The following is a 26171-nucleotide window of genomic DNA, read 5'->3' as shown; positions in this document are numbered from 1 at the left end:
GGTCCGGCCTCGGTCAGGCCGGCAGAGCGACTTGGCAAGATACGCCTGTCTTGTTGTTGCCGTAATCGCAGCCTGCCCGCCCAGCATCGCGGTTGTCAATGACAAAGGCTCGCGCAGCATCAATTGGGGGCAGGCAGGCCCGTGACGCCGGGCCGCTGGGGGCGCGCCTGCCGCTTGAACTCCAGGCCGATATGCACCAGCAGCGCGACGACAACGACCGTTCCGCCGATGATGGTGCGCAGTGACGGCACCTCGGAATGAACGAGCCAGACCCAGATCGGACCGAGGATTGGCTCGAACGTGCCCAGCAGCGCAGCAACCGCCGCCGGCACGAGCCGCGCACCCATTGCGAAAAAGGCGAGACCGACGCCGAGGTTGAGGACGCCGAAGGCGAATAGGAAACCCATGTCGCGCGCGGAAACGGCGAATTCCGAAGCCTGCGTGGCGGCGAACGCACCTGCAAGCAAGGCGGCGAGGCAGTTCGCCGGCACCATGCGCACATGGGCAAAGCGCCGCGTAACGACTGTCGCGACCGAAAACACGACGGCGATCAGCAAGGCCAGCCCATCACCGGTTGGGGAGACGGTGCCGCCGAGCGATTCCGAGACCATGATGGCGACGCCGGTAATGACGGCGGCAATGGCGATCCAGGTTGCCAGGCTCACGCGTTCACGAAACAAAACCCAGGAAAGCAAGGCCGCCAGAAGCGGCACACCGGCCTGCATCAAGAGGATGTTTGCGACCGTGGTATAGGAAAGCGCCACGACGAAGCTCGTCGAGGCCGTGGCAAAGCAGAGTGCGACCCCAAGCCCGGGGAGGCCCATGTCCCGGAAAGCTTTCCCGATTCCCCGCCAGCCGTCGCGCCAAGCCATGAAGGCGACGAGGAAGGCCACTGCCCAGAGCGAGCGCCAGAACACGATGGTCCAGTTGTCGTCGACATGGATGAAGCGAGCGATCGCGCCGCCGAAACTCCACATCAGCGCCGACAGGAAGACCAGCAGCATGCCGATGCGCTCCTCGCGCGGGGAGACGGCAGGCAAGGCGACGCGTGGCAAGGCGGTTTCGGACATGGACACGACTGTCGGCGAGTTGCGCGCCGTTCGATAAGTCGACGACGACAGGACTATGTCCATTCGCGTAGCGCAAAGGCGGGACGCAGGCGTGATCCAGCATCCGGCGAGATTTGGGACCAAGCCCGGCAGGCGCTACCCCTGGAAATCGAAAGCGCTCAAGCCTGTCACCATTTCATCGAGACCGAGGGGACGCGTAACCGGCGGCTCGGCGCGCGCCAGGCAGCCGACGCGCTCGCAGAGCCTGCAGGCCGGGCCGACCGGCGTGGCCGATGACTGACCGTGAGCGGTCTTGCCGGCGACGGTTGCGGGCAGCGCGCCGCCATAGACAATCTCGTCGCGAAAGGCGATGTCGCAGCCAAGCAGAAGTGCCGTGCGCCGCGGCCGTTCGGAAAAGGCGCCTTGCGGCCCTTCCAGCGTGCGGGCGATGCAGAGGAACTCGGCACCATCCGGCATCTCCACCGCCTCGACCAGAATCCTGCCCGGCTGCGAGAAGGCTGCATGGATGGGGAGTTTCGGACAGCCGCCGCCGAAGCGGCTTTGCGGATAGCCCTGGCTGCCCGCCTTGCGGAAGCGGTTGCCGGCATTGTCGACTTCCAGCATGAAGAACGGAACGCCCGACAGGGCTGGCCGCTGCAGCATGGTCAGGCGGTTTGCGGCCTGCTCGAAGGAGACGCCGAAGCGCGAGCGCAGGACGTCGATGTCGTAGCGCGCACGCACCGCGGCGGCGTGGAAGGCCTGGTAAGGCATCATCAGGGCGTGCGCGGCATAGCGGCCAAGCTCAAACCGCGCCAGCCGCCGGGCCTCGTCGGTGCCGAGCTTCAGCGCCTTGATCTCGCTCGCCACGGCGACTGTCATGCGTATGAGGCAGGCTTCCATCGCGACTTCGCGCAACTGGTCGAAGGGTGAGAGCCGCTCGGACAGGAACAGGCGCTGCGAGTGGCGGTCGTAGCGTCGGCGCCAGTTCGGCATGGTTGCTACCGGCAGCACCTTGACCACGATGCCGTGCTCGCGCTTCAGCCAGCTCTTCAGCGCGGCGAAGAGGTCGTCGCCGGGGTCGAGCACGGACGTAAAGGCCTCCGCCTCTTCCTCAAGGGCGGCGAAGTGGTTCGGCCGCCTCTCGAGCACCTCGTGCACTTCGTCGATGGGCAGGCGCGTCCCGGATAGCGCGGTGGCGCGTCCTTCTCGCGCCAGAAGCTCGTTGAGGTCGGACAGCCGCTCGGCCTGCTCGCGATAGGCGCGAAACAGCTTTATCATCGCCGCCGAGGCATTGGGCGCGGCCTCCACGAGGTCGACCAACTCCTGGTCGCCGGGGAGCTCGCCGACCAGCAACGGATCGCCGAACACCTCTCTCAGCGCCGCTATCGATCCTTTCGTCTCGCCCTGCAATTCGTGCGGATCGACCTTGTAGACCGACGCCAGCTTGAGGATGAGCTGTACCGTCAGCGGCCGCTGATTGCGCTCGATGAGGTTGAGGTAGGACGGCGAAATGCCAAGTCCTTCGGCCATCGCCGTCTGGGTAAGACCCTTAGCGTTGCGAAGGCGGCGGATGCGCGGCCCGGCAAAGATCTTCTGGTCGGCCAACGCATCTCCTTGACAAGAATTTACACGCGGCTGCGCGCAATCGCGTGACCGAGGTCTTTTACAAGTATGACAATTTACAGCGCCCTTTTGTCAAACGCAACACAGTTTTTCCCTTATTTCAGCGCCTGTCGCGCGGTTTTTCTCGCCTATTTCGCAGCGCAATGTAAATGATGTCATATAGAACGGATGCAGAAGCCAACTCGCCGACGCGCCGTCCAAGGCAGCCATCAAACGATCTGGAGTAAGAAATGACTGACTTTTACAACCTCGTCCCGTCCGCGCCGGAAGGCCGTTTCGACGGTATCGAGCGTCCGTACTCTCCAGAGGACGTCAAGCGGCTGCGCGGCTCGGTTCAGATCCGCCAGACGCTTGCCGAAATGGGCGCGAACCGGTTGTGGAAGCTCATCCATGAGGAAGACTTCGTCAACGCGCTCGGCGCCATGTCCGGCAATCAGGCGATGCAGCAGGTGCGGGCCGGGCTGAAGTCGATCTACCTGTCGGGCTGGCAGGTCGCGGCCGACGCCAACACCGCATCCGCCATGTATCCCGACCAGTCTCTCTATCCGGCCAATGCTGCGCCTGAACTGGTCAAGCGTATCAACCGCACGCTGCAACGCGCCGACCAGATCGAAACCTCCGAGGGCAACGGCCTTTCGGTCGAGACCTGGTTCGCGCCGATCGTCGCCGATGCCGAAGCCGGCTTCGGCGGGCCTCTCAACGCCTTCGAGATCATGAAGGCCTTCATCGAGGCCGGCGCGGCGGGTGTCCATTACGAGGACCAGCTTGCATCGGAAAAGAAGTGTGGCCATCTCGGCGGCAAGGTGCTGATCCCGACCGCGGCGCATATCCGCAACCTCAACGCGGCGCGCCTGGCGGCCGACGTGATGGGCACGCCGACGCTGGTCGTGGCGCGAACCGATGCCGAGGCGGCAAAGCTGCTCACCTCCGATATCGACGAGCGCGACCGGCCATTCGTCGACTACGACGCCGGACGCACGGTGGAGGGTTTCTACCATGTCAAGAACGGCATCGAGCCCTGCATCGCCCGCGCCGTCGCCTATGCGCCGCATGCCGACCTCATCTGGTGCGAGACCTCGAAGCCGGATCTCGCGCAGGCGAAGAAGTTCGCCGAGGGCGTGCGCAAGCACCACCCCGGCAAGCTGCTCGCCTACAATTGCTCGCCATCGTTCAATTGGAAGAAGAACCTGGACGATGCGACGATCGCAAAGTTCCAGAAGGAGCTCGGCGCCATGGGCTACAAGTTCCAGTTCATCACGCTGGCCGGCTTCCACCAGCTGAATTTCGGCATGTTCGAACTGGCCCGCGGCTACAAGGACCGGCAGATGGCGGCCTATTCGGAACTGCAGGAGGCCGAATTTGCGGCGGAGATCCACGGCTACACCGCTACCAAGCACCAGCGCGAGGTCGGCACCGGCTATTTCGATGCCGTGTCGATGGCAATCACCGGCGGCCAGTCTTCGACCACCGCCATGCACGAATCGACCGAGCACGACCAGTTCAGGCCGGCGGCCGAGTAACAGAAGAAACTTCAGAGGAAACGCCTACGGGCATTCACATCGAGGAGAACAGCAATGGCATCGATCAGCCGCGTCAAGGAAAGGGCCGAGGAACAATCGAGCGCGATGAGCGTCGATCAGCAGGCAACGATCCGCATGCTCGCCAATGACCTTCATCGGCTCAATCAATCGGTGATGAAGGCAGTCGAGGCCGGCGTTTCGGTGGAACTGGTGCGCTCGGCCAGGCATCATGGCGGCGACGGCAACTGGGGTGACCTTCTGATCCCAGTCATCGTCACTCATCAAAACCATAGCTGACGTAACGTCAACGATCTCCGCCAGAGTCTCCCGCACACAATACCTGCGGGAGACTGTCACCTTTTTCCGAAACGCTGCGCAGCGCTGGATTGGACTTTTCCTAAATTTTCGAATTTCTTCCAATATTGTCGATTCCAACCTTTTCAGCTTGACAGCGCGAGCGACCTCACGCCAATTGCGCCTCGAGTTTCAACCCTGCATTGAAACTGAGAGGAGCGCCCGCCTGCCAATGTCTCCGATGCATCGCGACACCAAGCCCGAAAAGCAACCAACGCCGGCGCACGGCAGGGCGGGGGCCGAGCTGCCGATGGATTTTTCCAAGGTGCTTGTCGTCGGAAAATCGTCAATCAATCGGGTGGTTATCTCGAAGATCGTGGAGAAATCGGGACTGAAGCCGATCTCGGAGTCGCCGGAAACCGCGGCAAAGGCGCTCAGCGCTTTCGCTCCCGCCGCCATCGTCCTCGATGGTGGCGCAGACAACAAGGACTGCGACAAGCTTCTGGCCGCGATAGAGTCGCTGCGGCGCTCATCGGGCAAAACGTTGCCGTCGGTGATCCTGCTTTCGACCGCCGCCGGCACACCGGAAAGCGTCGGCCTGCCGAACGTGGTCGATGCCGTAGTAGCCAAGCCGATCACGCCCGAAAGGCTGCAGCCGGTAATCGACCGAATCGTCGGCCGCCGCTAAGGCCCATCGCGCCGACGGGTGCACGCTTTTCACGACATGCTATAAATTTGCCGGCTCAGCCGGTCTTAGCGATGCTTTCAATCAACGCAGGCAACTCGCCGAGGTCGGTGATCTGGCGAAAGCGCGGCGCCGCGACGGGCGGCTCGGCATGCTCGATGGCCCATGTCAGCTCATGCGGCACATGGATGCCCCAGCCGCCCGCTTCGATGACCGGAACCACGTCGGATTTCAGCGAATTGCCGACCATCATGCTTTTCTTCGGCCCGTCGCCATGGCGGCTGAAGATACGGGCATAGGTGGCCGCGCTCTTGTCGCTGACGATTTCGACGGCATCGAAAAGATCGCCGAGACCCGATTGCGCCAGCTTGCGTTCCTGATCGAAGAGGTCGCCCTTGGTGATCAGCACCAGCCGATAGGAGCCGGCGAGCCTTTCGACCGTCTCGCGCGCATGCGGAAGCGGCTCGATCGGATGACTGAGCATGTCGCGGCCGGCAGCAAGAATCTCGGCGATGACGGAGGCCGGCACCCGGCCTGCGGTGACTTCGATGGCTGTCTCGATCATCGACAGGGTGAAGCCTTTGATGCCGAAGCCGTAGACGGCAAGGTTTCGCCTTTCCGCTTCGAGCAGCCTGGCGGAAATATGCTGATGATCGCCGTGCTCGGCGAGCAGCCCGGCAAACCGTCTCTCGGTCATGCGGAAGAACTGTTCGTTCTGCCACAGCGTATCGTCGGCATCAAAGCCGATGGTGGTCAGATGGGAAGCGGACATTTGCAGAACTCGCCTTGCGGATAGGCTTCATCTAGACCTTGCGAAGCCGCGCCGCCAGCAAGAAGACGGAGCGCAGTGTACCAGGCGGACTGCCCAGCGGGCGCTTGCCCGCGCCAGGCGCCTCCCCTTCCCTTCCCCCGCGCGCCCCGGCTATACTTCGAAATCCGCAACACAATCTGGTGAATGATGCCGCCTGAAAAAAAGGAAGTCCGTCCGTCGAACCGGGGGGGACGCGTCCGCACGCCTGCCTTCTTGAAAAACCAGCGCGGTGTGAAGAACTGGAAGGAAGCCAGCGCCTGGCTTGAATGGCGCGGCATCGAGGACATCGAATGCATCACGCCGGACCAGGCCGGCGTCGCGCGCGGCAAGATGATGCCGTCGAAGAAATTCACCTCCAACACCTCGCTGGCGCTGCCCTCGGCCGTGTTCATGACGACGATCTCCGGCGGCTATCCGGAGGACGGTAACGGCTTCCGCTATCCGGAAGACGACGGCGACCTGAAGCTCTTGCCCGATCTGTCCACCCTGACCGTCGTGCCGTGGGAGGAGGACCCGACTGCGGCGGTGATCTGCGATCTCGTCCACCAGGACGGCCGCTCGGTCGAGTTCACGCCGCGCAATGTGTTGAAGCGTGTGCTTGCGGCCTACGCCGACCGCGGGCTGAGGCCGGTGGTGGCGCCAGAGATCGAGTTCTATCTGGTGCGCAAGAACCCGGATCCGGACTATCCGTTGACGCCGCCCGTCGGGCGCTCGGGGCGGCCGATCGGCGGCGGCGCCGGCTATTCCATCGCCGGCGTCAACGAATTCGACGAACTGATCGACGACATCTACCATTTCTCGGAGCGGCAGGGGCTGGAGATCGACACGCTGATCCACGAGGAGGGTGCCGGCCAGCTCGAGATCAACCTGCGCCATGGCGATCCGATCGAACTCGCCGACCAGGTGTTCATGTTCAAGCGCACCATCCGCGAGGCGGCGCTGAAGCACGAGATTTATGCCACCTTCATGGCCAAGCCGATCCAGGGACAGCCCGGATCGGCCATGCACATCCATCAGTCGGTCCTCGACCGGAAGACCGGCAGGAATATCTTCTCGGCCGAGGACGGCTCGGAGACCGAGCACTTCTTCCATTTCATCGGTGGCATGCAAAAACATGTGCCGAATGCGCTGGTGATGTTCGCGCCCTACGTCAATTCCTATCGCCGGCTGACGCAGGCCGCGTCGGCGCCGGTCAACACCCAATGGGGCTACGACAACCGCACGACGGCGTTCCGCGTGCCGCGATCGGACCCCGCGGCGCGGCGCGTCGAGAACCGCATCCCGTCCTCCGACGCCAACCCCTATCTGGCGCTTGCCGCTTCGCTAGCCTGCGGGCTGATCGGCATCACCAACAAGGTCAAGGCTTCGGCCCCGGTGCTGACCACCGCCAACGAGGACGAGATCGACCTGCCGCGCAACCTGCTCGAAGCGGTCGACCTGTTCGAAGGCGACAGGGAGCTCGGCGCCATCCTCGGCAAATCGTTCGCCGCCACCTATGCGGCGATCAAGCGGGCCGAGTTCGAGACCTTCATGGAAGTGATCAGCCCGTGGGAGCGGGAGTATTTGTTGCTGAACGTGTGAGTGGCGACTTCGTGGCGTGGTGAATGGTGAATAGTGAATGGTGAATAGTGAATGGTGAATGGTTTCATCTTGGACGGGTGAAGGACGCGTCGTGGCTTTCGCAACCCCTTTCATTCACCATTCACCATTCACCGACGTTCCCATGCCCTACCAATCCCCCATCTCCCCCGGCCGGTCCTGGTATGAGGACACGGCCGGTCCTCGTCCCGAGTATCCGGCTCTCGACGGGAACCGCCAATGCGACGTCGTCATTGTCGGCGGCGGCTTCACCGGACTGTCGGCGGCGGCGCATCTGGCCAAGGCCGGCACCAATGTCGTGCTGATCGACGCGCATCGCTTCGGTGACGGCGCATCGGGACGCAATGGCGGTCAACTCGGGACGGGCCAGCGGGCCTGGGCCGAGGAGCTCGAGGCCGAATACGGCTTCTCGCGCGCCAAAGCGTTGTTCGACCTGGCCGAAGAGGCCAAGACGCATCTTTTCGATTTCGCGGCCGCCAACCGGATCGAAATCGACTACATGCCTGGCCAGCTCTCGGTGGCGCATAAAAGGCGCTACGTCGATCACTACAAGGCGCATGCCGAGATCATGGCGCGCCGTTTCGGCTATCCGCACATCTCCTTCATGGATGCCAGCGAGACTGCCGAGCGGCTGGGTTCGAGGCGTTACTTCGGCGGCACACGCGATACGGGAACCGGACATATCCACCCGATGAAGCTGGTGACCGGCACGGCCAAGGCGGCGGCTGCCGCCGGCGCCGGCCTGTTCGAGCGGACGCCGTCGACCGGCATCACCTCCAGCGGCGGCAAGGTGAGGGTGACGACGCCACGCGGCACGATAACGGCCGAGAAATGTCTTGTCGCCGTCAATGCCTATGGCGGCACCCTGGAACCGGTGAGCGCATCGCACATCATGCCGATCGGCTCCTTCATCGGCGCGACCGTTCCGCTCGGCGCCGACTCCAAGGTGCTGCCGGGCGGCGAGTCGGTCGACGATTCCCGCTTCGTCGTGCGCTACTTCCGCAAATCGAAGGACGGCCGGCTTTTGTTCGGCGGCCGCGAGATTTACGCCGTCAACGACCCGAAGGACATCCACATCCACATCCGCCGGCAGATCGCAGAGCTCTATCCGGCTCTGAAGGATGTCGAGATCACCCATGGCTGGGGCGGCTATGTCGGCATCACCGTGCCCAGAAAACCCTTCGTGCGCCAAGTGATGCCGAACGTGATCTCGATCGGCGGCTATTCCGGCCATGGAGTCATGCTGTCGAACTTCTTCGGCAAGCTCTATGCCGAGACGGTAGGCGGCAACCGCGACCGGCTCAAGCTGATCGAAGATCTGAAGATCCCCGCCTTCCTGGGCGGCCGTCGCTTGCGCGCGCCCCTGCTGTTCCTGGCGCTCAACTGGTTTGCATTGCGCGACAGGATTTGAGGCGGGTGCGCGGCGGAAGCTGTGTAAACCCCGACCTTCCTTCCCCTGCGGCATGTTGTCGAATCCTTAACAAAGGCGCAGAATTTCAAAAAAAGGCGCACTGATGCCATAATCGCCGGCAAAGGATGTCGGTTCAGGGCGATATAAACGGGGATTTGCGGGCATACCGCGTATGTTTTTGGGACCGACGCCGGTCGAACGCCGTAGTTTCAGGCGCTGATCGAGAAGAACGTCGGCCCGTTGTTGGAGGTGGTCTAAGTGAACGAGCCCTTCAGTTTCGGTGCGCCGGAACGGCGTCTCTTTGCCGTGCAGTTCGGCTATGATGTACGGCCATCGTTCTGGCAGAATGTCCAATCGAACGCGCATCTGGTCATTGCGGCCGTCGGAACCGTAGCGCTGCTTGGCGTAGCCGGCGTGGCGCTGTGGCTGGCCTTGCCGGGCAGCGACAGGCAAGCCTTGGCGAGCGCTGCACAGGCTGTCCCGGCAGTTCCGGTCAAGACGACCAAGGTCGCTCCGGCGGCAGCGAATGTGGCAGTGACCGTAGCGGCCGCGCCGCAGGCCGCGCGCAAGGCCGACGCCGTTTCGCCAGCCACCGTCTCCCGCGACGCCGACATACCGGCGCTGGCATCCAACAGTCCCCGCTGGACGGGCCCGAGCACCGAAACCGCCTCTGTCCCGGCCGAGACTGCGCCGGCCTCATCCGATCAGGCCGCCAAGCAGCCGCCCGAACCGAAAGAAGCCGCAGCCGCCTTTGCCGAAACCGATGCAAAAAGCGATGCTTCGAAGGCCCTGTCACAAGTGGCGGCGCCTGAGCCAGCGGACAACAAACCGGCGGACGATCAAGCGGCCGACGACCAGCCGGCGGCAGACGACACGGATAGCGCCCGCACCGCAGCCATCCCTCAATCAAAGCCGCAAGTCGCGGCAGCCGAAGCGGCAGCGAGCGAAAGCGAAGACCCGGCCACGCCTGATGCGAGCGCTGCCGAAAGTGGTCGCATCGTCAAGGCAGTCACCATGCGCACCGGTCCGAAAAAAGGCGCTGCCGCAATCGTCACGATACCCGCCAAGACCTCGGTGCAGGTGGTGAACTGCAAGAAGTGGTGCGAGATCGTCTACAACGGCAAGCGCGGCTGGGTCTACAAGACCTACGTCAAGACCGGCGCCTGATCTCGCCCGCACCAACGGGCTCAGCCGTCAGCCGCCAAAGAGCCTGCGGAACCGTTGGCGGCGACGTTCGAGCCTGCGGTTCCTGGTAAACTCGCGATGCTCTTCGAACGGCACTTCGAATAAACCGCAGTCCTGGCAGCCTTCCTTCTTGCCGCAGGCCGGGATCCAGCATTTGACGTCGTGCTTGCAGGCCAGCGCCACTCTTTCCAGATGAAGGTTCGGTGCGCTCTTGAGGAGTATGAGTTCGCCAGGCACGGCAGTTTTCTTGATGTGATCCGAGACGTCCTTCGGCGTGCGGAGCTCAACGAACCGGCCGCATTCCCGGTCAGCCTGCGGCGCCCGCGAGCGATGCGCGTTGTCGCCGGTGTAGATGATCTCATCGGCGATCTCGCGCGCGGCCGTGTAGGCTTGCGCATATTTTCGGGTGGAACCCCCATAATCCGAGATCTGGCCAAGGACGATGCGCTTTCGTTGGACCGTCGCCTTGGCAATCATCTCGAGGGCAAGATTGATCGAATGCCAGGGCGCCTTGGCGGAGTCGACGATGAATCTCGGCCCACCTTCGACCGACACGACCTCGCAGCGGTTCAACAGCGGCTGAAACGTCGCCACCGCGGCCTGCACATTTTCCTTCGGCACGCCAAGCTCAAGCGCGGTGGCCACCGCCGCAGCAACCGGCAGCCAGAAATGTTCCGCCGGAAGCTGTGTCTTCAGCTCGAGCTTGCCGCTCCGCCAATGGATCGAAAGCGCCAGCCCGTCCGGGTAGGCTGCACCGACATCGCTCACGCGATAATCCGCAATTTCGGAAACACCGAAAGTGATGAAGCGGTGTCGAAGCCCCGAGGCCATGCCCATGACGTGCGGATCGTCGGCATTTAGGACGGCGAGCCCGCCAGGCTCCAGTGCGTCGATCAACGCGCGTTTTTCCCGCGCCACATTTTCCAAAGTCCTGAAGCTTGCGAAATGTTCGAGCCGCACCATGGTCACCACGGCCACATGCGGCTTCAGCATTTCCGCCATCGGCCTGATCGTGTCGACGCCATAGGCTCCGGCTTCGAAGACGACGTAATCGACTTTGCCAGCTCGCCCCATGCGCTTGTACAGCGTGGCGACCAGCGACTTCATCGTGTTGGCCAGAACCTGGGTGTGGACCGTGCCGTGGCTGGCCAAAATCCGGCCAAGCAGGCTTGCCGATGTCGATTTGCCGGAACTGCCGGTGATACCGATGAAGATCGCGCTGCTTCGCGCACGCGCGCGGTTAGCTCGATAGACCCTGAAGCGTCGCGTCAGCGCTTCGCGAATCCTCCGCAATCCGGTGTTCATCGCCCCGCCAATCCAAGAGCCTTCGCCGTTATGCCTCTCGCGGGTTCGTGAAGTCAAACGGGAGCGCTACAGCCCAGCCACCCGGGTCTCGGCGCAAATCCGGATGACGCGCACCAGGAATTGCTTAGATACAGCGCCCGCCGTCGACCTCCAGCGCCACGCCGGTGATGAAGGCGGCTTCGTCTGAGGCCAGCCAAAGGGCTGCGTTGGCAATGTCGAGCGGCGTCGAGAGCCGGCCGAGCGGGATCGAGGCGCGGAACTTCTCGCGGATCTCGGGCGTGTCCGCGCCCATGAATTTCTCCAGCATGCCGGTTTCGCCAGCCACCGGGCACAAGCAGTTGACGCGGATGTTCTTCGGCGCGAGTTCGACCGCCATCGACTTGGTCGCGGTGATCGCCCATCCCTTGGAGGCGTTGTACCAGGTGAGGCCCGGCCTCGGGCGGATGCCTGCCGTCGAGGCCGTGGTCAGGATCACGCCACCGCCCTGGCGTTCCATGATCGGCACGACGGCGCGCGCCGAATGGTAGATCGCCTTCATATTGACGGTCGTGATCAGGTCGAAGGTTTCTTCGTCGACGCTCAGCATGTCGCCGTTGCGATGCGTATAGCCGGCATTGTTGACCATGATGTCGATGCGGCCGAAGGCGCTCGTGGCTGCATAAACCATCTCGTCGAATTCCGAGCGAAGCGAAACATCCGTCTGGGTCCAGATCGCACTGTCGCCGATTTGCTTTGCCACATGCTCGGCCCCCTTGGCATTGAGATCGGCGACGACGACCCGCGCCCCCTCTTCAGCGAAACGTTTCGCCATGCCTGCGCCGAATCCCGACGCCGCGCCGGTGACGATGGCGACCTTGTCTTCCAGACGCTTGGTTGTCCCGGTCATTGAAGATCACCTCGCAAGTTGCATCGCAAGCATGCCCGGCGTCGGGCGTCGTGCGCCTGCCACTTCTGCCTCAAAGGCGCGTCGCGCGGAACGGATTTCAGGCGACGCGCTCCAAGTCTCTGTTTCGATACATGCCGTTCCCCAAAACCGCTGCGCATTTTGGACGGCATGCCTTAGCTTTCGTCACATTCACGCTTTAGGTTGCAGCCGCGAATGCTGCCGGAAGCAATCGCTTGCCGACAAGCCTTCCGGTTGCGCCAGTGTCAAGCGCCAGTATCGAGGGGACATGTGATCGAACCGGTCTCGATGCGATCGGCCCCTGGATGTGACACCATGACACTGGACGATTTAAATCGATTAGATTATATCCGGCCTCACCAAACGGCGAGCGGCATCAAATCGGACTGACCATGACCAGCCAGATCATTCCCGTCGAGCCTTTCGACTTCATCATCTTCGGCGGCACCGGCGACCTGTCGGAACGCAAGCTTTTGCCCTCGCTCTACCACCGCCAGCGCGGCCATCAGTTCTCCGAGCCAACCCGCATCATCGGCACGTCGCGCGCAAAGATGACCGACGCCGAGTTCCAGGCCTTCGCCAAGCAGGCGATCTCCGACCATGTCAAGCCGGCGGATATCGATGCGAAAGAGCTTGAAACCTTCCTTGCGCGGCTGTCCTACGTCCCGGCGGAGGCGACGACGGGGGCCGGCTTCGAGGAGCTCAAGAGGGCGATCGGCGACAGCCAGTGCATCCGCGCGTTCTACCTCGCCGTGGCGCCGGCGCTGTTCGGGGACATCTCGCATCAGCTCAAGAAAAACCAGCTGATCACGCCGAACTCGCGCATCGTGCTGGAAAAGCCGATCGGCCGCGATCTCGCCTCGGCGCGCGCGCTTAACGATGCGGTGGGCGACGACTTCCACGAAAGCCAGATCTTCCGCATCGATCACTATCTCGGCAAGGAAACGGTGCAGAACCTCATGGCGCTGCGCTTTGCCAATGCGCTTTACGAGCCGCTCTGGAATTCGGCCAATATCGACCATGTGCAGATCACCGTCGCCGAGACCGTCGGCCTGGAGGACCGCGTCACTTATTACGACAAGGCGGGCGCGCTGCGCGACATGGTGCAGAACCACATGCTGCAGCTTCTGTGCCTCGTGGCCATGGAGGCGCCGTCGTCGATGGACGCCGATGCGGTGCGCGACGAGAAGCTGAAAGTGCTGAGGGCGCTCAAGCGCATCAACGGCAACGAGGCGCCGAAACAGACGGTGCGCGGGCAGTATCGCGCCGGCGCCTCGGCCGGCGGTCCGGTCAAGGGCTATGTCGAGGAGCTCGGCAAGGACAGCAACACCGAGACCTTCGTCGCCATCAAGGCCGAGATCGGCAACTGGCGCTGGGCCGGCGTTCCCTTCTATCTGCGGACCGGCAAACGGCTGGGGACGCGCGTTTCCGAGATCGTCATCGAGTTCAAGCCGATCCCCTATTCGATCTTCGGCGACAGCGCTGGGCCGATCTTTGCCAACCAGTTGGTGATCCGTCTGCAGCCGGACGAGGGCGTCAAGCAATACATCATGATCAAGGATCCCGGGCCGGGCGGCATGCGGCTGCGCCAGATCTCGCTCGACATGAGCTTCGCGCAATCCTTCGACGGCCGCGCGCCTGACGCCTATGAGCGTCTGATCATGGATGTGGTGCGCGGCAACCAGACGCTGTTCATGCGCCGCGACGAGGTCGAGGCGGCCTGGAAGTGGATCGATCCGATCCAGAACGCCTGGGAAAGCGCCAGGCAGGAAGCGCAGGGCTACACGGCCGGCACGTGGGGGCCATCGGCCTCCATCGCGCTCATCGAGCGTGACGGACGGACATGGCACGAGAGCAATTGAACCAGCCCGCCTACAGCTGGAACGGCTTTGCCGATCGCCAGCAATTGGCGGCGGCCCTTGCCGGCCAAGTCGCTGCCCGGCTGACCAGCGCCATCACCGAGCGCGGCAGGGCGCTGCTCGCCGTTTCCGGCGGCACCACGCCGGCAAAGTTCTTCGCCGCGCTCTCCCTAATGCCGATCGACTGGAACAAGGTCACGGTGACGCTGATCGACGAGCGTTTCGTTCCTCCGTCCTCGCCGCGCTCGAATGCCGGACTGGTTGCGGCCAACCTGCTGCAGAACAAGGCTGCGGCAGCGCGTTTCGTACCGCTCTACCATGAGGCGGCAAGCATCGAGGAGGCGGCGGCATCGGACAGCGAGGCGCTGAATTCGCTGCCCTGGCCGCTCGACGTCGCCATTCTCGGCATGGGCGCCGACGGTCACACGGCATCGTTCTTTCCCGACGCCGACAATCTGTCAGCATTGCTCGACCCCTCCGCAGAGCGCATCGTGCTGCCGGTGCATGCGCAAAGCGCCGGCGAGCCACGGCTGACACTGACGATGGCCAGGATCATCGCCGCCGACTTCCTCGCGCTCCACATCGAAGGCGAGGACAAGCGGACTGCCTTCGAGGGTGCAATGGGACCGGGCGCGGCGAAGCCCATTCGCAAGGTGCTCGAAGCCGCGCCGATACCGGTTGAGGTGTTCTGGGCACCCTGATTTCACTGAAAAAGGCCCTGGCGAACAGGGGAGGACGTTCTCCGGGGCTCGAAAGGACAGACCATGACAGCCAGACGCGACATCGAAGCCATCACGGACCGTATCCGCCAACGCTCGAAAGCCGGGCGCGAGGCTTATCTTGGCCGCATCGCGGAGGCATCCGGCCGCGCCGCCAACCGCGCGGTGCTGTCCTGCGGCAATCTCGCTCACGGCTTTGCCGTCTGCAGCCCCTCGGAGAAGATCGCGCTCGGCGGCGACCGCGTGCCGAACCTCGGCATCATCACCTCCTACAACGATATGCTGTCGGCGCATCAGCCGTTCGAGACATTCCCGGCGCTGATCAAGGAAGCGGCGCGCGAGGCCGGCGGCATCGCCCAGGTGGCCGGCGGCGTGCCGGCGATGTGCGACGGCGTCACCCAGGGGCAGCCGGGGATGGAGCTGTCGCTGTTCTCGCGCGACGTCATTGCCATGGCGGCGGCGATCGGCCTGTCGCACAACATGTTCGACGCCGCGGTGTTCCTCGGCGTCTGCGACAAGATCGTGCCGGGCCTGGTGATCGCGGCGCTGACCTTCGGCCATCTGCCAGCGGTATTCATCCCGGCCGGGCCGATGACGTCGGGCCTGCCGAACGACGAGAAGGCCAAGGTCCGCCAGCTCTATGCCGAAGGCAAGGCAGGCCGCGCCGAACTGCTTGAGGCCGAATCGAAATCCTATCACGGGCCGGGCACCTGCACCTTCTACGGCACCGCCAACTCCAACCAGATGCTGATGGAGATCATGGGCTTGCATACGCCCGGCGCCTCCTTCGTCAATCCGGGCACACCGCTGCGCGACGCGCTGACGAAGGAAGCAGCCAGGCGGGCTCTCGCCATCACCGCGCTCGGCAATGCCTACACGCCGGTCGGGCGCATGATCGACGAGCGCTCGATCGTCAACGGGGTGGTCGGCCTGCATGCCACGGGCGGCTCGACCAACCACACCATCCATCTGATCGCCATGGCCGCCGCAGCCGGTATCGCGCTGACCTGGCAGGACATTTCCGATCTGTCGGAAGCCGTGCCTCTGCTGGCGCGCGTCTACCCCAATGGGCTTGCGGATGTGAACCACTTCCATGCCGCTGGCGGGCTCGGCTTCCTGATCCGCGAGCTGCTCGACGAAGGCATCCTGCATGAGGACGTGCAGACGGTCTGGGGCGAAGGCCTGCGGCCCTACGCAGTCGAGGCCAAGCTCGGCTCCGATGGCAGCGTGGTGCGCGAGGCGGCGCCGCCGAAAAGCGGCGACGAGAAGGTGCTGGCGCCGTTCAAGAAGGCGTTCCAGCCGACCGGCGGTCTAAAAGTGCTGTCGGGCAATCTCGGCCACGCGGTGATCAAGACCTCGGCCGTGAAGCCCGAGCGGCGGGTCATCGAGGCGCCGGCAAAGGTCTTCCACAGTCAGCAGGCGCTGAATGATGCCTTCAAGGCCGGCACGCTCACCGGCGACTTCATCGCCGTCATCCGCTTCCAGGGTCCGAAGGCCAACGGCATGCCGGAGCTGCACAAGCTGACCACCGTGCTCGGCGTCCTGCAGGATCGCGGCCAGCGCGTCGCGCTGGTGACCGACGGGCGCATGTCGGGCGCCTCAGGCAAGGTGCCGGCGGCGATCCATGTGACGCCGGAAGCGGTCGAGGACGGGCCGATCGCTCGCATTCACGACGACGATATCATCCGCCTCGACGCCGATGCCGGCACGCTCGAAGTGCTGGTGCCGGGCACGGAATTCGCGCTGCGCCGCACGGCGGACGCCGATCTCATCGGCAATGAGTTCGGCTTCGGCCGCGAATTGTTCGCCGGGTTCCGGCAACTGGTCGGCCGCGCCGACCACGGCGCCGCCGCCTTCGCAAACGGCTGAAGGACGTCTTGTTACAAAAAAGGGCGGCTTGCGGCCGCCCTCAGATTGCTGACAAACCCCTGGCGTTTGCCGGGGGTTTTTGATTCACTGGGTCATGTTGAAGCGACCCGCCCCCGAACAGACCGCTCTTGAGATGGTGACGCTGGATCAGCTGGTTCCGGCTGATCATCTGCTTCGCAAGATCGATCGAACGATCGACTTTTCCTTCATCCACGATCTGACGGCGCCGCTCTACTGCGCCGACAATGGCCGTCCGCCGCTGGACCCGACCTTGATGTTCAAGGCGCTGTTCATCGGCTACCTGTTCGGGGTGCGCTCGGAACGGCAGCTGGTGCGCGAGATCGAGGTCAATGTCGCCTACCGCTGGTTCCTGCGGTTGAAGCTGACCGACAAGGTGTTCGACGCCTCGACGCTGTCGCAGAACCGTCGGCGGCGCTACCAGGACGAGACGATCGCGCAAGCGATCTTCGATCGCATCGTCGAGCAGGCGATCCTTGCGGGGCTGGTGGACGGGACGGTGCTTTACACCGACAGCACGCACCTGAAGGCCAATGCCAACAAGGGCAAATACGACCTGGCCATGGTCGCCAAGTCGCGTGCCGACTACTGGGGTGAGCTCGACCACGCCATCGAGGCGAACGGGCACTGCATGGCCAGAAGCCGCTGAAGGACAAGGAGCGCAAGCCGCCGGAGAAGCAGACCAAGGTCTCGCGCGTCGATCCGGAAGCCGGCTACATGGTGCGCGAAGGTAAGCCGAAGGGCTTCTTCTACCTCGACCATCGCACGGTGGATAGCCGCAACGGCATCATCACCGACACCTTCGCCACGCCGGCCAACGTGCATGACTCGATCGTCTATCTTGGCCGGCTCGATCGCCAGGTGAAGCGCTTCGGCTTCAATGTGGCGGCGGCGGGACTGGATGCCGGCTATGCCACGCCGGCCATCGCCAAGGGCCTGGAGGACAGGAACATCCGGGGCGTCATCGGTTATCGCAATCCGGCCCCGCCAAAGCCCGGCAAGATGAGGAAGAGCGACTTCGTCCATGAACCGGATCTGGACGGCTATCGTTGCCCGCAGGGCCAGTTGCTCACCTACGCCACCACCGACCGCTCCGGTTACCGCCAATACAGGAGCGACCCGACGATCTGCCGCGACTGTGTGCTGCTGGCCTCCTGCACCTCGAACGCCAAGGCCGAGCGCACCATCACGCGCCACGTCTGGCAGGATGCCCGCGAGCGGGTCGACGCCAACCGGCTCACGGCGTGGGGCAAGGCCATCTACCGGCGCCGAAAAGAGACGGTCGAGCGATCCTTCGCCGATGCCAAGCAGCTCTTCGGACATCGCTATGCCCACTTCCGAGGGCGAACCCGCGTCGCCTGCCAGTGCCTGATCGCAGCCGCCGCCCAGAACATGAAAAAGATCGCAATCAGCCTCTGGCCAAAGCCAAAACCAAGCCTCGCATGAGGCCAAATCTGCCTCGGTAGTCTCCTGACATCTCCTCCTGACACCAATTTGCCAAGCTCAATCAACTCGCAAAACAAAACCCCGCCGAAAATCGACGGGGTTCGTCAGCAGTCTGAGGGCGGCTTGCGGCCGCCCTTTTTGGATCGCCACGTGCTCTCTATTGCACGGTCAGCTCGGCCCGGTCGCCGGCCTTGACCGTCACCGTGGCTTCCTTGGAGCTGTTGTCCGATTTTTCCGAGACGACCGCGTAGTCGCCCGCCGGTATCGCCGCCTGGTACTTCTGGTCGTATGCATAGCCAAGCGACTTGCGGTTGCCGTTGATGTCCTTCTCCATCTCGAAGATCTCGATCTTCGAGGCCCCGGGCGCGGTGATCGCAAGCACGCCTGCCTTCATGTCGGCATTCACATCCTGAAGTTCGCCGACCTTGACAGTAAACGGCTGCTCGACGATGGCGAGATCGACCGTCGCGATCAACACGTAGTCGCCGGGCGGCAGATCGAACTTGCTGTCGGGGCCGTAGGCGTAGGTCACCTCTTCCCTGGTGCCATCAATCTTCTTTTTGGCCTTCACGACCTTGAAGCCAATGCCCGAAGCGTCCGCCTTGTCGCCGCCGGCAATATAGTAGGCATTGGCAACGACATGGCCGACGCCGGCGATCATGTCCTTTTCGACGGTCTTGCCGGCGGCGACCGGGATCGTTTCGGTCACCTCGCCCTGCCCGATCTTGACCGTCACCTTCTCGTCGCCGGCCGGCAGCACGACCTTGGTGGTCCCATAGTAGGTCGCAGGATGGTCAGCGCCCGGATAGTCAATGACGACAGCGGCGCCATCGACAACGTCTGCTCCTTCGCTTGGCCGCGGATGAATGATGAGCGTTCCGGCATTCAGGATGAACAGAGGCTTATAGACCTGCGCCGCTTCGATCTTGACCTTCTGCTCGGATCTGGCCTCGCCCTTGTGCGCCACGACGATGTAGTCGCCCGGCTCCAGATTGCCCTTGTAGGTGCCGTACTCGGTGGCGACGGAATCGCCGCGCGCGCCATCGGAGGCGGCCTTGTAGATTTCCCAGGCGTTGCCGTCGGTGATCGGATCGCCGCCTTCGGCAAGCACCACTGTCGGCATGAAATTGAATTCGGGCTTGGCCGGCTCGGGCGCCGGCGCCGGGGCGGGGGCCGGAGCGGGCTCAGGCGCCGGGGCGGGCGCCGCCACGGTCTCGACCAGCGCCTCCTGCAGCGCCTTCTCGTCCGATGCCTGGATGTACTTGCCGCCAGTGTTTTCGGCGAGGCAGGCGATCTGTTTGCCTTCGTCGGCGGTGAGCCCGAAGCCGACCACGTCGGCGGTGAAGTCGACGCCGGCGGCCTCCAGTTCCTTGCCGAGCGCGCAAGGATCACCGCCGCAGGTCTCCAGCCCATCGGTTATGAGCACGACGGTCGCCTTCTCCTCGGTGTATTTCAGCGCTTGCGCAGCCTGCTTGACGGCAGCCGTGAGCGGCGTCTTGCCGAGGAATTTCATGCTGTCGGCGGCCGCCGAAATCGCGCTTGCGGAACCGGCCTGCGGCGGCACGATCAACTCGATGTCCTCGCAGCTGCCCTTCTGGCGATGGCCATAGGCCATGAATCCGATCTCGTCGTCACCCGGCACCGACTGCAGCACGGTGCGCAGCGATTCGCGCGCGATCTCGAGCTTCGGCTTGCCGTCGATCTGGGCCCACATGGAGCCCGATGCGTCGAGAATGATGATGACCTTGCTGGCGGCAAAGCCAAACGTCGTCATCGACAAAAGGAGGATCGCCGCAGCGATGCTCCGTGCCAGTCCCGCCATGAAAATCTCCTGAGTGAACCCCCGTCCGCGTCCGGAAAGCTATTTGACGTCGCCTTTGGAGACAAGTGCGGCGGCGGCAATATCCAGTCCGCTTGAAGCGCATCGGGCTGAAACGGATTGAGCGATGCGCTTTTAAGTCTTTGTTTTGAATGCATGTCGTGGTCCCAGAACCGCTACACACTTCTGGGCGACATGCATTAGTAGGTGGTGCGGCGCTCTTCGGACGGCGGGCGGCCGAACTGCAGCCGGTAGCTCTGCGCGAAATAGGAGTGCGAGGTGAAGCCGGTGGCGATCGCGACATCGAGGATCGGCATGTTGGTCTGGCGCAGCAATTCGCGCGCCCGCTCGAGCCTGAGCCGCATGTAGTAGCGGCCCGGCGTCACGTTGAGGTGACGCAGGAACAGGCGTTCGACCTGGCGCACGGACAGCCCCGCCGACTTGGCGAGCTGCACCGCCGAGAGCGGCTCGTCGAGATGATCGGCCATCAGTTCGACGATGCGCCGCAACTTTTCCGATTTGCCGGTGAGATCGCGCTCGGGACCGACGCGCTGGCGGTCGCCGGCGGAGCGGATGCGCTCGTGCTGGAACTGGTTGGCGACGCCGTTGGCGAGGTTCGAGCCGAAATCGCCGCGCACGATCTCCAGCATCAGGTCGATCGAGGTGGTGCCGCCGGCGCAGGTGTAGCGCTTGCGGTCGATCTCGAAGACATTGCCGGTGCAGTTGATGTCGGGGAAGCGCTCCATGAAGCCGGCGCGGTTCTCCCAGTGGATGGTGCAGCGATAGCCGTCGAGCTGGCCGGCCTCGGCGAGCAGGTAGGACCCGACCGACAGCGCGCCGAGCGCGTTGCCGCGGCGGCCCCAACTGCGCAGCGCCGCCAGCACCTTGCTCTTGCCGGGGAATTCGGTGGTGAGCCCGACCGAGACGAACAGGATGTCCACCGGCGGCATGTCGGCGACGGAGTAGTCGATCTTCAGCGGCAGCCCGTTTGAGGCCATCACCGCATCGCCGTCCGCCGATATCGTCGTCCAGCCGTAGAAATCGCGGCCGAGCAGACGGTTCGCCGAGCGGAAGCAGTCTATCGCCGCGGCAAGCGAGAACATCGAGAACTTGTCGACCAGCAGGAACCCGAACTGCCGGCCGCCCTGAACGGGATCGTTCATGACCGGCCGTTCGAGAGGCACATGGTTCGGCAAGGACGCTGCTTTCTGGTCAGAAGGACGGTCGCTTCAATCCGGCGGCGAGGTAGGCGGAAGCTACAGTGTTGGCCATCAGCATGGCAATGGTCATCGGTCCGACGCCGCCGGGAACCGGCGTGATGGCGCCGGCTGCTTCCGCCGCTCCGGCATAGGCGACGTCGCCGACCAGCCGCGACTTGCCTTCACCCTTCTCAGGTGCGGGAACGCGGTTGATGCCGACATCGATGACGGTGGCGCCGGGTTTTACCCAATCGCCCTTGACCATTTCCGGGCGGCCGACAGCGGCAACCAGGATATCGGCGGTGCGGGCAAGCGCCGGCAGGTCCTTGGTGCGGCTGTGGGCGATGGTCACAGTGCAATTGGCGGCAAGCAGCAGGTTGGCCATCGGCTTGCCGACGATGTTGGAACGGCCGACCACGACCGCGTTGAGGCCAGAGAGATCCTTGCCGCGCACGCGCTCGATCAACAGCATCGACCCGGCCGGCGTGCAGGGCACGAAAGCCGTCTCGAGCTCGCCGGTGCCGAGCTTACCGACATTGATGAAGTGGAAGCCGTCGACATCCTTTTCTGGCGCGATCGCCTGGATGACCTTGCCGGAATCGATATGACCCGGCAGCGGCAATTGCACCAATATGCCGTGGATGGTGGAGTCGGCGTTAAGATCGTCGATGATCTTCAGCAATTCGGCTTGGGTGGTCTCTGCCGGCAGCGTGTGCTGGAGCGAATGGAAGCCGCATTCCTTGGCGGTGCGCGATTTCGAGGCGACATAGACCTGGCTTGCCGGATCCTCGCCGACGATCACCACCGCAAGGCCGGGCTTGGTCGCGCCCCTGGCCGAAAGTTCCGAGGTCAGCGCCTTGACCTTGTTGACCACATCCTCAGCGACACTCTTTCCGTCGATTACTTCGGCCATGAACCACCTTCGATACCGTTCGTTTTGGGCGGCATTTTCACGAAAATTCGGCCGGGCAATCCCGCCAAAGCGCCGTCACATGCCGTAAACTCGAAACCGGCATGCTTTTATCCGCGACAAAGCGTTTTAGAAATAGCGGCGGCGAGAGCGGCTTTCAGTCAGCTCGCGCACGGCCTCGCGGAATTCGCGCAGGCTGGCCCGGATCTCGTCGATCTGTTGCTGCTGGTCGGCTTGCAAGGCCTGGCTCGTGTCAGCCATTGGTGGCCGTGGATCGGACGGCGATACAGGCGGGACTTTGGGATCGACAAGCTGTCGCGCGGGCTGCGCGTAGCCCGGTTGCCGCGCAGCGGGATCGCCATGCGACAGCTTGGAGCCTCGGTCGATTCGGGCTGGCGTGGCGGGCTGCGGCTGGCGAGCCTCTGATACAGGCGACCTGACCGCACCGCCTGCCGGGATTGGTCCCGTGTCAGCCGATTTCTGCGATTTTCGCGGCATCAGGCGGCGCACTGACGAGATCAGTGAGCCAACCAAGCCTGGGCGATCCGTCTCGGCGACTGCCGCTGGTGGCGCGGAAACGGGCATCAACGCAGCGGCTTGGTGGGCCCTCTCCTCAAAGGCAGGGCCATATTCCTTGACGCGCGAGCGGGCGTTGGCGCTCTCGCGCAGGCTTGCATAGGCGCCGCGGAGCGCGCCCAGGCCAATGCCGGCGAACAGGCCAAGCAAGAGGCCGGCGAGCGACACCACGGCACGCGACGGTCCCTTGGCTTCGAGCGGAGCGTAGGCCGGCGAGATGACGTTGATATTGGCGGTGTTGATGTCCTTCTGCTCTCCGGTTTCCTTGGCGCGCAGCAGGAATTGTTCGTAGACGGAGCGCTTGGCAGCTGCCTCGCGCTCCAGTTCGCGCAGCGAAACGAGATCGTTGTTGACGTCGCCGCTCTGCACCTTGGCCTGCGCCAGGCGGGACGCGAGGTCCTGCTCGAGTTGCACCGAGCGCTTCAAGTCGACCTGCAGCGAAGAGGCGATGCGCTGCAATTCGGCGCCGATGCGCTCGCGCGCGCCGGCGAGCTGGGCATTGAGCGCCTGCAGCTCCGGATGGCGCGGCCCGAGCTTCACCGCGGCGCGATCCGCCTCCTGTTTCAACGCCGCGTATTGCGAGCGCAGTTCGCCCATCGTGTTGGAGTTGATTTCTTCCGGCAGGGTGCCGTTGAGGACTGAACTGACGTTGAGCGACCGCGCCGATGCGGAGCGTGCGTTGAGCTCAAGCGTGCGGGCGCGGGCGACGGAAAGCTGCTCGTTGAGTTTCAGCATCTGATCGTCGCTGATCAGGTGGCCCTGCGCATCGACGAGATCATGGGTCGCCCTGAAATCCTCGACCTTGCGCTCGGCCGTCTCCACGCCCTTGCGCAGTTCGTCGAGCCTCGCCGTGAGTTCTTCGGTGGCGCGGCCAGCCGTCTTGGACTGGATTTCGCTGGAAGCCTGCTGAAAAGCCTTGATCATCGTGTTGGCGATCAGCGCCGACTTGTCAGGATTCTGCGTGGTTGCGGTCACCGAGACGACGAAGGTCTTGCCGCCGCGCTCGACGTCCAGGCTTTTCGCCAGATTGCCGACCGCCAGCGCGCGCCTGCGCGACTCGTCGGCGGAGCCCTGCGCATCGTGGCGCGACAGGATCGACCGGAGCATCGACACCAGGCCGATGCCGCCCCTGCCCTGGCCGTTGAACTCGGGATCGTTGGTGAGATTGAGCTTGTCGACGACGGTATTGAGAACCGTGCCCGAGGTAAGGATACGGGTCTGGTTCTCGACGATGGCGAGCGTCGCATCCGAGGCGACCACGTTCTGCGTGAGGTCGCGATCGGTGAGCTTGAGATCGCGGGGGTCGACGATGACGTCGGTGGTGGCCTCGTATTTCTTCGGCGTCGACAGCGCGATGGCGATGCCAAGCGCGGCGCCCAATATGGTCGTGGAGAGGATCAGCGCCTTGGAGCGGGCAATACCGCGAACGACCTGCATCGGGTCGATCAACGGTTTCCATTCCTGGGAATCGGGTTCGTCTGCGGCCAGTGCCCGCCGTGCATAGGAAGGCTCGGCATAGCGAGGTTCATATCCGGCCTGCGATTGGGAACCCGCGGAACCGCTCTCTTGGTCCAGTCGAGCCTGAGGATAGACGTCTAGCGCGGCCCAGTCGGGATGCGACTCATCCGAAACTATTCGAGGCGGATCGCGGCTGGGTTCCCGCGCATTTTCGGGCGAGGGATTGAGCAGCGCCTCGCGCTGCGCGCGCGCGGCGCGATGACGCTCCGCAGCGTCGTCGCGCCATGACTGATTTGCCTTGTCGCCAATCGACACCAGCGATGCGTCGTCTTCGCCGCGCATGGCCTGGCCAAGCGCCAGCAGCGAGCGCTCGCGCCTCCAATCGTCACGGTTATCCCTGTCGACCATTGTCTTGGAACTTGCTTCTCTGGCGGCTTGGGAGCGGTTGGCCAATCGTTAAGCCACGCTAAACAGGCATAGGAAACAAAAAGTTAATTTTGGCTGCAGGAAAAGCTGGTTTCTCGCATTGATTGTATCGCTCCAGCGGTCCCGCCGAGCGCTTCCAGAACGGCACGTTAAGCTTTCCCGCCTATGTTCCGGCCGACACATGACCCAGACCAGCGACATACCGCAGAGGCGTCCCCTCGCCCGGATCGGCCACTTCGTGGCCGCGCGCCGGAAGCTGGTGCTCGACTATTTCTCGGCGATCAGCGGCGCCGGCGGGCGGCTGGTGTTCTCGCTCGCCTATTTCGTGGCGCTGGCCAACACGCTTTCAATCGCTGAGTTCGGCATGTTCGCCACCGCCTCGGCGGCAGGCGTCATGCTGTCGCGCATTCTCGCCTTCGGCTTCATCTCCGCGCTCTATCGCACGGCGACGATCCGCCCGAATCTGATCGGCACCTTCACGGCAGGCTTCCTGCTGCTCGGCATCGCCTCGCTGCCGTTGCTGGCTGCCGCCTCCTACGTCGTCTACCTCATATTCTTCGCCGGCACCGTGCCGCTCTCCGTATTCGCCGCCGTCGTGTTCGCCGAGGCGCTCTTGTGGCGGCCGGTCGAGGTGGCACTGATCGTCAACAACGGCCTCGGCAAGTTCGGCCGCGCTGCCGTGCTGGCCATCATGGCGACGGCGCTGAGGGCCGTGGCCGCGGTGCTGTTCATGTTCGCGGCACAACGCAGCGTCGGCGTCTGGGCCTCGTACTACATTGCCGCCAACGCCGTCTCGCTGCTCATCGCTTTTGTCTTTTTCTATCCTCGCCAGCGACTCAGGATGCGCAGCGAACTCTATCTGCGGCGACTTGCCGACTCGGTCTATGTGGCGGGCGCCGAGGTGCTGTTCTACCTGCAGATGGAGTTCGACAAGCTCCTGGTGCTGTCGATCGGCGGACCGCACCTCGCCGGCATCTACGCCATCATCATGCGGCTGGTCGACCTCACCGCGATCCCGATCCGCACCTTCTCGATGATGCTGGTGCAGCGGATGATGCGGGCGCCGGAGCTGTTGTCGCGGTTCGCGGTCAAGAGCGGCATCGAAGGTGGCGTGTTCCTGGTATCGACACTCGCATTGCTGGCCCTCGGCATCGTGCTGCACTTCTTCCCCAATGCACTGGGCAAGAATGTCGCCGAGGCGGCGCCCCTGGTGGCGCTGGCGGTCTGCGTGCCGGGCCTGCGCAACCTGGTCGAATACCAGGCCGAGTTGCTGTTCGCGCGCGGCCAGACCGCGGTCCGGGCGTTCAACCTCGGACTGCTCGCCGGCCTGAAGGCGATGCTGCTTACCTATGTGCTGACGGCGATTCCCGACACATCCGATTTGGTGCTGTCGCTCAACGTCGTCTTCCTGCTGCTCTATCTCGCCTCGATGCTGCTCACCTACTCGGCAATGCGCCGGCCCGCGAAGGCAATCTAGATTGGGATA

20 protein-coding genes are annotated in these 26171 nt (G+C 63.7%); 11 read left to right on the top strand and 9 right to left on the bottom strand.

From position 1 onward, the window contains the following. Positions 1-119 precede the first annotated feature (119 nt). Both EN818_RS25660 and EN818_RS25655 read right to left on the bottom strand, forming a co-directional pair. Positions 120-1070 carry a DMT family transporter gene (locus tag EN818_RS25660; RefSeq protein WP_135905714.1) on the bottom strand — a complete coding sequence of 317 codons (951 nt, stop codon included), beginning with the start codon at positions 1068-1070 and terminating at the stop codon, positions 120-122. A 135-nt stretch (positions 1071-1205) separates the two neighbouring features. Next, positions 1206-2654: a helix-turn-helix domain-containing protein gene (locus tag EN818_RS25655; RefSeq protein ID WP_135905712.1), complete on the bottom strand. Its 1449-nt coding sequence runs from the start codon at positions 2652-2654 to the stop codon at positions 1206-1208. Between the two features lie 248 nt (positions 2655-2902). Here EN818_RS25655 and aceA point away from each other — a divergent pair, with 248 nt between their 5' ends. From aceA to EN818_RS25640, 3 genes are all read left to right on the top strand, one after another. Then, positions 2903-4192: an isocitrate lyase gene (aceA, locus tag EN818_RS25650; RefSeq protein ID WP_135905710.1), complete on the top strand. Its 1290-nt coding sequence runs from the start codon at positions 2903-2905 to the stop codon at positions 4190-4192. A 54-nt stretch (positions 4193-4246) separates the two neighbouring features. Beyond that, complete coding sequence (locus EN818_RS25645; RefSeq protein WP_095809259.1) at positions 4247-4489, top strand: hypothetical protein; 243 nt, start codon at positions 4247-4249, stop codon at positions 4487-4489. A gap of 307 nt (positions 4490-4796) precedes the next feature. Next, on the top strand, positions 4797-5174 hold the full coding sequence (locus EN818_RS25640; protein WP_245518874.1) for a response regulator: 378 nt from the start codon (positions 4797-4799) through the stop codon (positions 5172-5174). A gap of 55 nt (positions 5175-5229) precedes the next feature. Here the strand turns inward: EN818_RS25640 and EN818_RS25635 are convergent, their stop codons facing one another. After that, a complete protein-coding gene (locus EN818_RS25635) occupies positions 5230-5943 on the bottom strand; it encodes an HAD family hydrolase (RefSeq protein ID WP_135905708.1) in 714 nt (237 codons plus the stop codon). 183 nt (positions 5944-6126) lie between these two features. Here EN818_RS25635 and EN818_RS25630 point away from each other — a divergent pair, with 183 nt between their 5' ends. The 3 genes from EN818_RS25630 to EN818_RS25620 all read left to right on the top strand — a co-directional run bounded on the left by EN818_RS25630 (position 6127) and on the right by EN818_RS25620 (position 10159). Next, complete coding sequence (locus EN818_RS25630; RefSeq protein WP_165349912.1) at positions 6127-7563, top strand: glutamine synthetase family protein; 1437 nt, start codon at positions 6127-6129, stop codon at positions 7561-7563. A gap of 142 nt (positions 7564-7705) precedes the next feature. Then, entirely contained in the window at positions 7706-8992 is a 1287-nt protein-coding gene (locus tag EN818_RS25625; protein WP_135905706.1) for an FAD-binding oxidoreductase, read from the top strand. A gap of 258 nt (positions 8993-9250) precedes the next feature. Continuing rightward, entirely contained in the window at positions 9251-10159 is a 909-nt protein-coding gene (locus EN818_RS25620; RefSeq protein WP_135905704.1) for an SH3 domain-containing protein, read from the top strand. A 27-nt stretch (positions 10160-10186) separates the two neighbouring features. Here EN818_RS25620 and EN818_RS25615 read toward each other — a convergent pair whose 3' ends face one another. Then, complete coding sequence (locus EN818_RS25615; protein ID WP_135905703.1) at positions 10187-11482, bottom strand: Mur ligase family protein; 1296 nt, start codon at positions 11480-11482, stop codon at positions 10187-10189. A 124-nt stretch (positions 11483-11606) separates the two neighbouring features. Further along, positions 11607-12368, bottom strand: coding sequence for an SDR family oxidoreductase (locus EN818_RS25610; protein WP_135905701.1), 762 nt, complete (start codon positions 12366-12368; stop codon positions 11607-11609). Positions 12369-12778: 410 nt separating this feature from the next. Here EN818_RS25610 and zwf point away from each other — a divergent pair, with 410 nt between their 5' ends. The 4 genes from zwf (at position 12779) to EN818_RS25590 (ending at position 18297) form a co-directional block, all read left to right on the top strand. Next, positions 12779-14248, top strand: a complete 1470-nt coding sequence (zwf, locus tag EN818_RS25605; RefSeq protein WP_135905699.1) for a glucose-6-phosphate dehydrogenase — start codon at positions 12779-12781, stop codon at positions 14246-14248. Next, the gene (pgl, locus tag EN818_RS25600; RefSeq protein WP_135905697.1) at positions 14230-14946 is read left to right on the top strand and encodes a 6-phosphogluconolactonase; all 717 of its coding nucleotides are present in this window, start codon (positions 14230-14232) and stop codon (positions 14944-14946) included. Before zwf ends, pgl begins: the two co-directional genes overlap by 19 nt. 63 nt (positions 14947-15009) lie before the next feature. Further along, positions 15010-16833: a phosphogluconate dehydratase gene (edd, locus tag EN818_RS25595; RefSeq protein ID WP_135905695.1), complete on the top strand. Its 1824-nt coding sequence runs from the start codon at positions 15010-15012 to the stop codon at positions 16831-16833. A gap of 94 nt (positions 16834-16927) precedes the next feature. Then, a protein-coding gene (locus EN818_RS25590) for an IS1182 family transposase (protein WP_135905693.1) occupies positions 16928-18297 on the top strand; the annotation gives its coding sequence in 2 pieces (ribosomal slippage) (positions 16928-17468 and positions 17468-18297; 1371 coding nt in all). A 157-nt stretch (positions 18298-18454) separates the two neighbouring features. Here the strand turns inward: EN818_RS25590 and EN818_RS25585 are convergent. The 4 genes from EN818_RS25585 to EN818_RS25570 form a co-directional block, all read right to left on the bottom strand. Beyond that, the gene (locus EN818_RS25585) at positions 18455-20119 is read right to left on the bottom strand and encodes a VWA domain-containing protein (RefSeq protein ID WP_135905692.1); all 1665 of its coding nucleotides are present in this window, start codon (positions 20117-20119) and stop codon (positions 18455-18457) included. 197 nt (positions 20120-20316) lie between these two features. Beyond that, positions 20317-21279: a GlxA family transcriptional regulator gene (locus tag EN818_RS25580; RefSeq protein WP_095809285.1), complete on the bottom strand. Its 963-nt coding sequence runs from the start codon at positions 21277-21279 to the stop codon at positions 20317-20319. Positions 21280-21328: 49 nt separating this feature from the next. Then, on the bottom strand, positions 21329-22228 hold the full coding sequence (gene folD, locus EN818_RS25575; protein ID WP_129553390.1) for a bifunctional methylenetetrahydrofolate dehydrogenase/methenyltetrahydrofolate cyclohydrolase FolD: 900 nt from the start codon (positions 22226-22228) through the stop codon (positions 21329-21331). A 126-nt stretch (positions 22229-22354) separates the two neighbouring features. Continuing rightward, positions 22355-24667 carry a GumC family protein gene (locus EN818_RS25570; protein ID WP_135905690.1) on the bottom strand — a complete coding sequence of 771 codons (2313 nt, stop codon included), beginning with the start codon at positions 24665-24667 and terminating at the stop codon, positions 22355-22357. Positions 24668-24866: 199 nt separating this feature from the next. On the opposite strand from EN818_RS25570, the gene EN818_RS25565 reads away from it, so the two are divergent. Beyond that, a complete protein-coding gene (locus EN818_RS25565; protein ID WP_135905688.1) occupies positions 24867-26162 on the top strand; it encodes a lipopolysaccharide biosynthesis protein in 1296 nt (431 codons plus the stop codon). Positions 26163-26171 lie beyond the last annotated feature (9 nt).

Source organism: Mesorhizobium sp. M3A.F.Ca.ET.175.01.1.1 (genome assembly GCF_004791945.1).
Lineage (GTDB): Bacteria > Pseudomonadota > Alphaproteobacteria > Rhizobiales > Rhizobiaceae > Mesorhizobium.
The sequence above is the reverse complement of the archived record's forward strand: the minus strand, read 5'-3'. Positions and strand labels throughout refer to the sequence as shown.

Bases quoted from the DNA above. Each gene is read 5' to 3' on its own strand.
- EN818_RS25615 (WP_135905703.1), bottom strand. From the start codon at position 11,482: ATGAACACCGGATTGCGGAGGATTCGCGAAGCGCTGACGCGACGCTTC.
- EN818_RS25580 (WP_095809285.1), bottom strand. From the start codon at position 21,279: ATGAACGATCCCGTTCAGGGCGGCCGGCAGTTCGGGTTCCTGCTGGTC.
- EN818_RS25570 (WP_135905690.1), bottom strand. From the start codon at position 24,667: ATGGTCGACAGGGATAACCGTGACGATTGGAGGCGCGAGCGCTCGCTG.
- folD (WP_129553390.1), bottom strand. From the start codon at position 22,228: ATGGCCGAAGTAATCGACGGAAAGAGTGTCGCTGAGGATGTGGTCAAC.
- EN818_RS25625 (WP_135905706.1), top strand. From the start codon at position 7,706: ATGCCCTACCAATCCCCCATCTCCCCCGGCCGGTCCTGGTATGAGGAC.
- zwf (WP_135905699.1), top strand. From the start codon at position 12,779: ATGACCAGCCAGATCATTCCCGTCGAGCCTTTCGACTTCATCATCTTC.
- EN818_RS25610 (WP_135905701.1), bottom strand. From the start codon at position 12,368: ATGACCGGGACAACCAAGCGTCTGGAAGACAAGGTCGCCATCGTCACC.
- EN818_RS25660 (WP_135905714.1), bottom strand. From the start codon at position 1,070: ATGTCCGAAACCGCCTTGCCACGCGTCGCCTTGCCTGCCGTCTCCCCG.
- EN818_RS25640 (WP_245518874.1), top strand. From the start codon at position 4,797: ATGGATTTTTCCAAGGTGCTTGTCGTCGGAAAATCGTCAATCAATCGG.
- edd (WP_135905695.1), top strand. From the start codon at position 15,010: ATGACAGCCAGACGCGACATCGAAGCCATCACGGACCGTATCCGCCAA.
- EN818_RS25630 (WP_165349912.1), top strand. From the start codon at position 6,127: ATGATGCCGCCTGAAAAAAAGGAAGTCCGTCCGTCGAACCGGGGGGGA.
- EN818_RS25645 (WP_095809259.1), top strand. From the start codon at position 4,247: ATGGCATCGATCAGCCGCGTCAAGGAAAGGGCCGAGGAACAATCGAGC.
- aceA (WP_135905710.1), top strand. From the start codon at position 2,903: ATGACTGACTTTTACAACCTCGTCCCGTCCGCGCCGGAAGGCCGTTTC.
- pgl (WP_135905697.1), top strand. From the start codon at position 14,230: ATGGCACGAGAGCAATTGAACCAGCCCGCCTACAGCTGGAACGGCTTT.
- EN818_RS25565 (WP_135905688.1), top strand. From the start codon at position 24,867: ATGACCCAGACCAGCGACATACCGCAGAGGCGTCCCCTCGCCCGGATC.
- EN818_RS25585 (WP_135905692.1), bottom strand. From the start codon at position 20,119: ATGGCGGGACTGGCACGGAGCATCGCTGCGGCGATCCTCCTTTTGTCG.
- EN818_RS25635 (WP_135905708.1), bottom strand. From the start codon at position 5,943: ATGTCCGCTTCCCATCTGACCACCATCGGCTTTGATGCCGACGATACG.